This window comes from Wolbachia endosymbiont of Wuchereria bancrofti (assembly GCF_002204235.2).
GTDB lineage: Bacteria > Pseudomonadota > Alphaproteobacteria > Rickettsiales > Anaplasmataceae > Wolbachia.
In genome coordinates, this window is record NZ_NJBR02000093.1 from 44,437 (window position 1) to 56,332 (window position 11,896).

Genomic DNA, 11,896 nt, shown 5'->3' on the forward strand with positions numbered 1-11,896 from the left:
TTAATTTGGCTAATTATAACGTGATTCTGCTACACTTTCTTTCTTTCCAGAATGCAAGTGGCAACCATTATTCTCTAACAATTTCTCGTCATAAGCTTCAATATCAAAATATTTTTCATATTTATCCATATTATCACAAAGCGAAAGTGCCCTGACCTTACTCATAATCAAACCTGTACCAGCAGGAATTAATCTTCCTACTATAACATTTTCTTTTAATCCACTTAAAGGGTCTTCTTTTCCACAGAATGCTGCTTCTGTCAGCACTTTTGTTGTTTCCTGGAAAGAGGCAGCAGAAATAAAGGATTTAGTTTCAAGACTTGCTCTAGTAATTCCTTGCAAGATAGGAAGATAACAAGCAGGCCGCTTGCCAGAGTTACTCATAACATCATTTCCCTTATCAACTTCCAACTTGTCAATGCTTTCGCCGACCAAGTACATAGTATCACCAGGATCAGTAATTTCCACTTTCTGCAACATTTGCTTTAATATCACCTCTAAATGCTTGTTGTCTATACGAACACCCTGCAATCTGTAAACTTGCTGTATTTCAGAAATCATATAGTGCGCTAAAGCTTCTAATCCAAGTACACGTAAAATATCATGGAGATCAGGATCACCATCCATTAACAGATCACCTTTACGTACAAAATCACCCTCATTAACTATCACATGTTTACTTCTTGACACCAAATACTCAATTGGAGAAATCTGTTCATTCAAAGGTTTTATGAGTATGCTACGTTTTCCTCTCCGATCTTTCTCAGAAAATGCCACATGACCATCTATTTCACTAACGATGGCATGTTCTCTAGGGCGCCGTGCTTCAAACAACTCTATAACTCTCGGCAAACCGCCAGTAATATCACGAGTTTTAACTGACTCCCTTGGTGTTCTTGTAATAACGTCACCTGCGTGAACCTTCTGGCCATCTTGTACATTGAGTACTGCACCAATTGGTATAAAATAACATGCTTCAATACCGCTTGCGAGCGTCATCACTTCACCGTTATCATCAAGTAGCACTATGCGAGGACGTAAATTAGCTCCACCGGAGTACAGTTTCCAATCTTTTACTACTTTACTTGATATTCCTGTAGATTCATCCATAACTTCAGTGATTGACACCCCATCTTTTAAATCTTGATATGACACTGTACCAGTCTTTTCCGTGATAATAGGTAATGTATAAGGATCCCATTCTGCAATCTTATCACCGATTTTTACTGACTGACCTTCATCTACACAAAGTTTAGCACCATAAGGTACACTATGTCTTAACTTCTCACTACCAAGACTATCAATTAACACCACCTCACAAGAACGACTTATTGCAATTTTATCTCCATTTTTGTCTATAATTATGTTACTGTTACTCAATTTTATTTTGGCATTAATAGAAGCTATAATATTTGAAGACTCAACACCTCTAGTCATTACTCCACCTATGTGGAAAGTACGCATCGTTAACTGAGTACCCGGCTCTCCAACAGATTGAGCAGCTATTACACCAACTGCTTCACCTATTGAGACAATTTTACCGGTTGCAAGATCTCTTCCATAGCACAAAGAACATACTCCTGGACTTACTTCGCAAGTTAAAGGTGATCTAATTTTTACAGCATCAAGACCTGCAATATTGATTTGCTTTACCTTATCCTCATCAATTAACTCTCCTGCTCTCACCAATAACTCTTTTGTCACTGGATTATATATATCATTTGCAGCTGTTCTGCCCAGCACAACACTTTCTAGAGATGCAACTATAGTGCCTCCTTCAACTGTAGCTCTCACAACAAGACCATTTTTTGTTTTACAGTCATGCTTTGTAACTATACAGTTTTGAGATACATCAACTAAACGACGAGTTAAATATCCAGAATTAGCAGTTTTAAGCGCAGTATCAGCAAGACCCTTACGTGCACCATGAGTAGAATTAAAATACTCAAATACGTTTAATCCTTCACGGAAGTTAGAAATTATAGGTGTTTCTATGATCTCACCAGAAGGTTTAGTCATGAGCCCTCGCATCCCAGCTAGCTGCTTCATCTGTGAAGTAGAACCCCTTGCACCAGAATTAACCATCATGTACACTGAATTATACTTACTATTTCTATCATATACAGATATTGATTTTAACATGTCATTAGCTATCATATCTGTACATTTAGACCATTCATCTATAACCTTATTATATCTCTCACTTCTAGTTATTAGCCCGTCTTGATATTGCATAGAGAACTTCTTGATTTCACCCCTCGCATGATCAACGTGTTTAGCTTTAGTTTCAGGTATAACCAGATCACAACGGCTAAAAGAAATGCCAGAAAACGTAGCATACTCAAAGCCAAGTACCATTAACCTGTCAGAAAATTCCACCGTAGCACTTTGACCACAGTTGCGATATATCAAATCAACTATACTAGTTACTTCTTTAACTGTTAATACCTGATTTACAAGATCAAAATTTAGATTCTCATGTTTAGGAAAAATCTGCCATAATATTAAGCGACCAGGAGTTGTGCGAATAGTTTTATAGCAAGTTTCACCTTCGCTATTCGTATACTCTATTCTATATCTTATACTAGAATGAATATGTAAAGTACCATCACTCAAAGAATGCTCAACTTCACCAAAAGTGCCTAAAAATGGCAAATCATCACCTTCTTTATTAGTTTGTTCCTGTAAAGTTAAGTAGTATATACCAAGTATTATGTCTTTACTAGGGACTATAATTGGTCTGCCATTAGAAGGGCTTAAGACATTATTGGTTGACATCATCAGCACCCTTGCTTCAAGTTGAGCTTCCAATGAAATCGGCACATGTACTGCCATTTGGTCGCCATCAAAATCTGCGTTAAATGCTGTACAAACAAGTGGATGAAGTTGTATCGCTTTGCCTTCAATAAGGATTGGTTCAAAGGCTTGAATACCAAGCCTATGTAAAGTAGGCGCTCTGTTTAGCAAAACAGGATGCTCTTTTATCACTTCTTCTAGCATATCCCAAACCTCTGGCTTCTCTGCTCTTATCAATTTACTAGCAAACTTGATAGTTGGAGCCATACCATACATCTTAAGCTTTGAATAAACAAAAGGCTTAAATAATTCAAGAGCCATTCTTTTTGGTAACCCACATTGATTCAACTTTAAAGCTGGCCCAACAACTATTACAGAACGTCCAGAATAGTCTACCCTTTTTCCTAAGAGATTTTGGCGGAAACGGCCTTGTTTTCCTTTTAGCATGTCACTAATAGATTTTTTATATCCAATAGCACCAGCTTTATTTGTTAGAGCATTGCGACGGCTATTATCAAAAAGAGAATCAACTGCTTCTTGTAACATCCTCTTTTCATTACGAATCATAATCTCAGGAGGATTCAAGCTTAATAATTTCCTCAATCTGTTATTTCTATTAATAATAGTCCTATAATGATGATTTAAGTCAGAAACTGCGGGGCGACCACTTTCAAGCGATACTAAAGGACGCAAGTCAGGTGGTAAAATAGGTATAGTCGTAAGTATCATCCACTCAGGTCTGTTTCCAGATTTAATAAAGTTTTCAATAATACGTAACCTCTTTATAATTTTCTTTCTTCTTATTTCAGAAGCAACAGACTCTAATTCCAGTCTTAAATCCTTTCTGATTTGATGTAAATCAAGACAAGTAAGCAACTCTCTTATAGCTTCAACACCCTGCATAGCTACGAAACTATCGATACCATAGTCATCTTTAGCCTCATTATAAGTTTTCTCACTAATAATCTCACCCTTTTCAAAAGGAGAAACAAGGGGATCTATCACAATGTAGTTATCGCTATACAAAATATTCTCAATATCCCTAAGAGACATGTCTAATAATGCTCCAATTCTTGAAGGGAGTGACTTCAAAAACCATATATGGGCAACAGGGGACGCAAGCTCTATATGACCCATTCTTTCTCTTCTTACTTTAGAAGATGTAACTTCTACTCCACATTTTTCACATATGCGGCCTCTGTGTCTTCTTTTTTTGTATTTTCCACACAAACATTCATCGTCATTGACTGGACCAAAGATCTTAGGACAAAATAATCCACCTTTCTCAACTTTGAATGTACGATAATTTGCAGTTGAGACGTCTTTTACCTCGCCGTAAGACATAGATTTAATATTCTCAGGGCTAGCAATCGATATGCCAATCTTATCAAAAGACTGTGCAATGTTAGTGTGAGATATGTCTTCAATAACAACATTATTTTGTTTTAAAGCCACATTTAAACATAAAGAACGTAGTTCTTTTATCATCACATTGAAAGACTCAGGAGTTCCACATTCAAAGTTGCTGTCACCTTTTATTATCGATTCATAAATCTTAACCCTGCCATTAATATCATCAGACTTCACAGTTAGCATTTCCTGTAAAGTATAAGCGGCACCATAGGCTTGCAATGCCCAACATTCCATTTCACCAAAGCGCTGACCGCCAAAATGGGATTTTCCTCCAAGAGGTTGCTGAGTAACCAAACTGTAAGGCCCTACTGAACGCGCATGAATTTTATCATCGACCAGGTGGTGCAGCTTAAGCATGTACATATAACCAACCGTAACCTTACGGTCAAATTTCTCACCAGTGCGGCCATCATATGCCTCAGTTTGTCCAGAAGGATCTAAGCCAGCAAGTGTAAATAATTTTATTATATTTTTATCCTTTGGACCTTCAAAAACAGGTGCAGCAACAGGAATGCCATTACGTAATTTATGTGCAAATTCAATCAAGTTACTATTGCTAATATCGCGAATATTATTGCAAATAGATACATCACTACCACAGCTATAAACCTCAATGAGGAAGCTACGTAAATTGTCATACGCACTTTTGCAAGAGTTTAAATAATTTTCCACTAATGTGTTTAATTCATCATTTAGTGAGCCTTTATTAGGTATATTAACAAGGGAATCTGTTATTTCATCATCTCTAATCTCTTCAGTTTTTTTATTATCAAAATACACCGCTGCAAATTTTGCAAAGTTGTTATCGTCAAGAGATCTAATTTCCTTACAGAAATCATTGTTAATCTTGTTAATTTCATCCAGAATGTTGCCTACTCTTTCTCCTAATTTTTTGCAAGCCCAACCTACATGGGTTTCCAATATTTGCCCCACATTCATTCTTGATGGAACACCAAGAGGATTCAGAATAATATCAACAGGGGTACCATCCTCCAAATAAGGCATATCTTCCACTGGTACAACTCGAGAAATTACCCCCTTGTTTCCATGTCTACCAGCCATTTTATCTCCTGGCTGTAGACTATGCTTTACAGCAATGAAAACTTTTACCGACATTAACACACCTTGAGGTAAGTCATAGCCTTCATCTAACTTTTCCACTTTTTGTTTAAACTGTGCTATTGTATTCGATACTTTTTCATCAAAATCTTTTTTTAAGTTCTTAACCTGTTCAGAGATAGATCGATTTTTTAATCCTATACCCCACCATTGTTCACGTTCAATAGCGTCAAGTTTTTCTTGATCTTGAAAGCAAGAATGAACAAGAAGTTTTTTCAGTTCGTCATAAAAATATTCACTAGCAACATTGATTATATAATCTCGCTCCTTTTCTAAATCATTCATTTCTTTCTGCTTGATAAGCAGTGCCCTTTCGCTTTCTTCGACCCCTCTACGTGTAAAGACCTGTACATCAATGACTGTTCCTTCAACGTCTGGGGATGTGTATAAAGAGGAGTCTGCACAATCGAATGACTTTTCACCAAAAATCGTCATTAATAATTTTGTTTCAGGAGGCAATAAAAGAGAAGGTTTAGGTGTAATTTTACCTACAAGAATATAGCCCGGACCAACTCTTGTACCAATTTTTACTATACCACTATCATCTAAGTGATATAGATTTTCTTCATTAACGCCAGGTATAGCACGAGTTATTTTCTCTGACCCTAAAGGAGTATCGTGTACAACACATTCGAATTCTTCTATATGTATTGAAGTGAAGAGATCTTTTTTAACAATTTCACTGGAGATAATAATAGAGTCTTCAAAATTATACCCTTGCCAAGACATAAAAGCGACCAGCAAGTTTTGACCAAGTGCTAGCTCACCACTGTTAATTGCAGGGCCATCAGCTATTACATCACCCTCTTTAACATAATCACCTACACGTACTAGCGGTTTTTGATTAATGCAAGTATTATGGTTAGAGCGTTGAAATTTTTTTAAATGATAAATATCTACGCCAAGATAGTTAACCCTTTCTTCATCAAAAGCACGTATAACTATAGAGTTACTATCAGAACTATCAACTATGCCGTCGCGTTTTGCTAAAACTACGGCACCAGAGCCAGAAGCTACAAAAGACTCTATGCCAGTACCAACCAAAGGAGCAGTAGGCTTCAATAAAGGCACAGCTTGACGTTGCATATTTGAACCCATTAATGCCCTATTAGCATCATCATTTTCTAAAAATGGGATTAAAGAGGCTGCAACTGATATTACCTGTTTAGGGGATACGTCAATGTAGCTCACTTGATCACTGCTGACCATGACAAAATTACCAGCATACCTACAGTATAGCATGTCGTCGATAAAACGATTATTATTGTCAAGCTTTGCGCTGGTATCGGCTATATAATATAAACCTTCATCTATGGCAGATAAGTACTCAATTTGATCAGTGGCAACCCTATCAACTACTTTTCTGTAGGGGCTTTCAATAAAACCATATTTGTTAACTCGTGCATATATAGCTAAACTGTTGATCAACCCTATATTTTGCCCTTCAGGAGTTTCAATAGGACAAATTCTTCCATAATGAGTTGGATGAACATCCCGCACTTCAAACCCTGCACGATCTCTCGTTAAACCACCAGGACCTAATGCTGACAACCTCCTTTTATGTGTTATTTCAGATAACGGATTAGTCTGATCCATAAACTGAGATAATTGAGAAGAGTTGAAAAAATCTCTTAAGACATTAGTTAACACTTTTGGATTAATGAAGTCAGGTGAAGAAACTTTATCTAAACTAGAAGTAGACATAGAGTCAATTACTGCACGTTCCAGCTTTAATAGCCCAGCTCTAAACTGATTTTCTATAAACTCTCCAACTGACCTTACTCTTCTATTTCCCAGGTGATCAATGTCATCTACAGATCCTTGGCCGTCACGCAGCAATACTATCTTTCTTATAATTTCAATAATATCCTCATATGTTAAAACAGTTAAATCCTCATCATAATCTAACCCAAGATAAGAGTTAAGTTTCAATCTACCAATGTTAGATAGATCGTAATACTCAGGGTTAAAGAAAAGATTATGAAAAAACTCTTCTACTATTTCTAACACAGGAACTTCACCAGGACGCAAGACCTTGTATATTTCATACAGTGCGTCTTGATAAGACATGTTTTCGTCTAAGAAAAGCGTGTTTAATATATAAGGACCGACAGACAAATTATCGATGTTTAGTACTGATATTTCACCTATGGACAACAACTCAAGCTTTTTTACATCTTCTATCTTTATAGACTCACCAGCAGATAAAATTTTCGTAGAGCTAACACTATCTATTAAATCTTCTGCAAGGAATAAACCACATATAGAATCAAAAGGTACTAAGTACTCCTTTAATTCGTCATCATGTAGCTTTTTAGCTAATCTTGAGGTAATACGAACATTAGCCTTAAATAACACGTTACCTTCAACATCCATTAAGTCGAAAGGTAATCTAACCCCCTTAAATTTGTCAGGAACAAACGGTACTTTCCAACTATTCTTATATTTTATGTACTTTATCTTTTCATAAAATCTACTGAGTATATCATTATTTGATAAGCCCAATGCTTTTAATAAGACTGAGATTGGTAATTTTCTTTTCCTATCAATACGAAAATATAAGAGGTCTTTAACATCAAACTCAATATCAAGCCAAGAACCTCTATAAGGAATAACTCTAGCGGAATAGATTAGTTTACCAGAGTTGTAGGTTTTTCCCTTATCGCTATCGAAAAATACACCAGGAGACCTATGCATTTGCGAAACGATCACTTTCTCTACACCATTAATGATGAAGGTGCCTTTATCGGTCATCATTGGCAATTCACAGAAATGGACCTCTTGCTCCCCTATAAACTTTATAACGGTTGAAAGCTTAGAATGATCTCCACTCCCTTTAATCGATTTATATTCGTCAAGGGAAATACCATCCTGCATAATAACAAGGCGTATAGAAGCAATGACTCGAGCAGAAAAAGTTATACTACGCTTTATACACTCAGACTCATCGTACTTAGGATTATCTATCCTACAACTTATAAATTCAATAGTAGCCCTGTGCAAAGGATCGTTTATCGGAAAAACTGAACGAAAGATAGACTCAAGTCTCTCATTACCATGATTTCCAGGAGTAAATGACTTGTATGACTCTTTTTGAACTTTAACTAAATCCAATAAAGAATCTTTTAAATCAATTGACCTAGAGTAAGAAACTCTAGGAATAAAAGCATTAGAAGCACACATATAAGAAGAACCAACCATTAAAACACCTCAAACTAACTAAAAGGGCTATATTAATATAAAATTAATATATTAAATATAAACATCCTATTCGAGTTCCACTTTGGTTGCTCCTGCATCAATGAGCTGTTGCTTTATTTTCTCTGCCTCACCCCTAGGAACACTGGCAGTCAAATCTTTAGGTAAGGATTCGACTAACTCTTTTGCTTCTTTTAAGCCTAATGTAGGATCAACTTTTCTCACTGTTCTAATGATTTCCATTTTTTTACTTGCATCAATTTCTTTAATCACAACTTTACATTCAGTTTTTTCTTGAGCAACAGAGCTGGCAGCATTATCACTAGTAGGTGCACTAGCACTAACAGCCCCATCAACAAAAGAACCAGCAGGTAATCCTATTTTCTCTTCTAGAACTTTTACAAGCTCAGAGGCCTCTAATAAGTTTAAAGATAATATTTTATCAACTAAATCGTTTGTTACATTACTCATACTACTACCTTACTTGACAATAAATTTATTTTTTAGAACTATAATAACCCAATACTCCCATAAGCCTAATAGAGGGTGAATTAATAGATAACGCCAACCGGGCAGGGATATTATAAAATATTAAACGCATAATTTTAATACGCAACTCATCCAGAGAAGGCAACTTAGCTAATTTATTAACATCCTCCATTGTAAGCAATTGGTTTAAGTGAGCTGCGCAAATCACAGACATCTTTTCTTTATTAGCATTAGTGAAATCAACTATTAGCTTTGCAGCTTCTACTATACCACTGGAGTATATAACAGCAACGGGACCAGAAAATCTATCTAATAAATAAGAAAACCTACCAGCTCTTCCTAAAGCTAAGCGGGCTAGAGTATTTTTAACTACTAGCATTCCACTAGCTGCAGACTTTAAGCTATCCCTAAGGATTAATGAATCGCTAGCATTTATAGATTTAAAATTTACCAGTATCAAAAAATCATTATTTACAAACACGTTTATTATATTTTGTATAAACTCATCCTTATTCTCGCGCTTCACGGTATTACCCCCTAAATTATATCTTCCACTTTACTCATTTTATAAGCCTTACCCATAGTTGAATTTAAAAAAACGCTCTTAAAGTACACCCCTTTTACAGAAATGGGTTTATTACTTTTAATTACTTTAAGAAAGGCTTTTAAATTTTCTAGCAAATCATCAACGCTAAACTTGATATTCCCTAATTTGCCGTGGATAATACCGTTTTTATCTGTCCTAAATTTTATTTGACCAGACTTGATGGTTTTAATAGCTTCTGCAACGTTGGAAGTCACGGTACCAAATTTAGGATTAGGCATTAACCCCTTAGCACCCAACATCTTTGCAATAGGAGTGATTTTTGCTATGAAATCAGGAGTAGTGATACACCAATCAACATCCAGTTTTCTACCCTTTTTTATCTCTTCAACTAAATCTTCTCCCCCTACAATATTAGAACCAGCTTTTTCAGCTTCTAGTAAATGTTTGCCTTGAGTGAAGACAGCTACTTTAATATCTTTCCCAATACCTTTAGGTAAAACTACTGTACCACGCACTTGTTCTTCAGATTTACGTGAATCTATACCTAAATTAACTGCAACGTCAATTGATTCGTTAAACTTTGCTGAAGCAGACTTGATAATTTCTTCTAAACATTGCCTGGGACTGTCGCTATGTATATTCATGCTTCTAACCTTCTATAACTTCTATACCCATAGATTTAGCAGTGCCTATAACCATTTTCACTGCTGAATCTTCATTATCCACTTTCATGTCAACCATCTTATATCTTGCTATCTTAATTATAGCAGACATAGGCAATTTAGCTACCAATTCTTTACCAGGATTGCTAGAACTTTTGCTCAATTTAGCTTCTTGCTTAAGCAAGTAAGCCACAGGTGGGCCACTGACAGTAAAATCGTGAGAGCGGTCATCCTTTATGGAAATCCGCACTGTTACTAAATCACCCACTTTATAATTGGCGTTAGCTGTGCCAGTCACTTTATTGAAAGCCTCGCAGAACTTAGGAACAGGTATGCCGCGCGGACCAAGCACTGAAGCAATCTTTGGTCCAGGAACTGCCTTTCCCGCTTCCATCAGTAAGTTAATCTTGGCAATTACAACACTCATAATTAATCTTCTATTTTCTCTACTTGAGCTAGATCAAGCTCTATTATTGTTGGCTTCCCTAGAATTGACACTTCTACATTAATAATTTTTTTTTCATCATTAATCATATCTACCTTACCAGTAAAATTCTGAAAAAGACCATCATTAATTTTCACCTTTTCACCTTTTTCATAACCATGGCTTAATTTTTTCGTTTCTTGAGCATTGTAAAGCGCATTGCACATTGAGTGAATCTCGTCATCCGAAATCACTTTTGGAACACTACCATTTTTTAAGAATCCATAGACTTTAAGAGACTTTGGTATATTATTCACAAAATTTAGCACTTCATCACACAAATCCACATATAAAAAAACATAACCAGGAAAACACTTTCTTCGTATGGCAGCTTTTTTAGATCTTAGTTCCACTTCACTTGGTTCCTCATATGGAATGAAAACTTCCTTAAAATAATCATTAACCCCTAATCTCACAGAATTTTCCAGTACATGTTGACACACTTTTTCTTCATAATTAGAAGCAACCCTCAAAATATACCATTTATATTTATTGAATTCCTTGCGCTTTAAATCCACCTCCTCATCTAAAACTATTTTAAAACTGCTGGAATCACCACTGTGAAATCCAAGCGTTTTGCTTAAAATATCTCTACTCTCATCACACAGATACATACATACATACACTTCACATACTTCTTTTATATCAGACTTTGAGTTACATACTGTCTGATAAGGAATAAATACCTCCTTAAAATAGACAGCATTGCTTACTAATTCAAGTATATTCTTCTCGTACCCATAATTAACTTTAACGATGTACCATTTATGTTCATATGCCATAGACAATTCCAAATAAAGTCTTAATCGCATAAAGAGACATAAAATCTACAAAGCAAAAGAAAACCGAAAAGCATAATATAACAATTACTACAACAAATAGAGATGACAACACTTCTTGCTTCCTCACCCAAGCAATTCTTCGTATTTCCTGCTTTATGTCACAAAAAAAGACACTCAAACTTTTTAACATTTCTACCACAATATTAATGCAGGAGTGATAGGAATTGAACCTACAACCTCTGGTTTTGGAGACCAGCGCTCTACCAATTGAGCTACACTCCTATTACTCAAACTCTTTTACTCCAAAACTTCAGAAACAACACCAGAACCAATAGTTCTACCTCCTTCTCTTATTGCAAAGCGCAATCCCTTATCCATCGCTATCGGTACTTGCAATTCTACCTCT

The 11,896-nt window shown here is 35.8% G+C and carries 8 protein-coding genes and 1 tRNA gene; all 9 read right to left on the reverse strand.

Going from position 1 to position 11,896, the window contains the following annotated elements:
• Nucleotides 1-9: 9 nt before the first annotated feature.
• A complete protein-coding gene (locus CCY16_RS04925; RefSeq protein WP_088415400.1) occupies nucleotides 10-8,529 on the reverse strand; it encodes a DNA-directed RNA polymerase subunit beta/beta' in 8,520 nt (2,839 codons plus the stop codon).
• A 66-nt stretch (nucleotides 8,530-8,595) separates the two neighbouring features.
• Complete coding sequence (gene rplL / locus CCY16_RS04930) at nucleotides 8,596-8,997, reverse strand: 50S ribosomal protein L7/L12 (protein WP_088415402.1); 402 nt, start codon at nucleotides 8,995-8,997, stop codon at nucleotides 8,596-8,598.
• Between the two features lie 25 nt (nucleotides 8,998-9,022).
• Nucleotides 9,023-9,541, reverse strand: coding sequence for a 50S ribosomal protein L10 (rplJ, locus tag CCY16_RS04935; protein ID WP_088415404.1), 519 nt, complete (start codon nucleotides 9,539-9,541; stop codon nucleotides 9,023-9,025).
• 11 nt (nucleotides 9,542-9,552) lie between these two features.
• A complete protein-coding gene (rplA, locus tag CCY16_RS04940) occupies nucleotides 9,553-10,206 on the reverse strand; it encodes a 50S ribosomal protein L1 (protein WP_088415406.1) in 654 nt (217 codons plus the stop codon).
• Between the two features lie 4 nt (nucleotides 10,207-10,210).
• Entirely contained in the window at nucleotides 10,211-10,651 is a 441-nt protein-coding gene (locus tag CCY16_RS04945; RefSeq protein ID WP_088415408.1) for a 50S ribosomal protein L11, read from the reverse strand.
• Between the two features lie 2 nt (nucleotides 10,652-10,653).
• A complete protein-coding gene (nusG, locus tag CCY16_RS04950) occupies nucleotides 10,654-11,490 on the reverse strand; it encodes a transcription termination/antitermination protein NusG (RefSeq protein WP_088415410.1) in 837 nt (278 codons plus the stop codon).
• Nucleotides 11,480-11,680, reverse strand: coding sequence for a preprotein translocase subunit SecE (gene secE, locus CCY16_RS04955; RefSeq protein ID WP_245800817.1), 201 nt, complete (start codon nucleotides 11,678-11,680; stop codon nucleotides 11,480-11,482). The genes nusG and secE overlap by 11 nt, the downstream gene beginning before the upstream one ends.
• Before the next feature lie 19 nt (nucleotides 11,681-11,699).
• Nucleotides 11,700-11,772 (reverse strand) — tRNA-Trp (locus tag CCY16_RS04960).
• 15 nt (nucleotides 11,773-11,787) lie between these two features.
• Nucleotides 11,788-11,896, reverse strand: a 109-nt coding sequence (locus tag CCY16_RS06770) for an EF-Tu C-terminal domain-related protein (protein WP_143696920.1), incomplete at its 5' end; no start/stop codon positions are given.

What these genes read in the sequence shown, in the direction of transcription:
- CCY16_RS04925 (WP_088415400.1), bottom strand. Translation starts at nt 8,529, where the DNA reads ATGGTTGGTTCTTCTTATATGTGTGCTTCTAATGCTTTTATTCCTAGA.
- rplL (WP_088415402.1), bottom strand. Translation starts at nt 8,997, where the DNA reads ATGAGTAATGTAACAAACGATTTAGTTGATAAAATATTATCTTTAAAC.
- rplA (WP_088415406.1), bottom strand. Translation starts at nt 10,206, where the DNA reads ATGAATATACATAGCGACAGTCCCAGGCAATGTTTAGAAGAAATTATC.
- CCY16_RS04945 (WP_088415408.1), bottom strand. Translation starts at nt 10,651, where the DNA reads ATGAGTGTTGTAATTGCCAAGATTAACTTACTGATGGAAGCGGGAAAG.
- nusG (WP_088415410.1), bottom strand. Translation starts at nt 11,490, where the DNA reads ATGGCATATGAACATAAATGGTACATCGTTAAAGTTAATTATGGGTAC.
- secE (WP_245800817.1), bottom strand. Translation starts at nt 11,680, where the DNA reads ATGTTAAAAAGTTTGAGTGTCTTTTTTTGTGACATAAAGCAGGAAATA.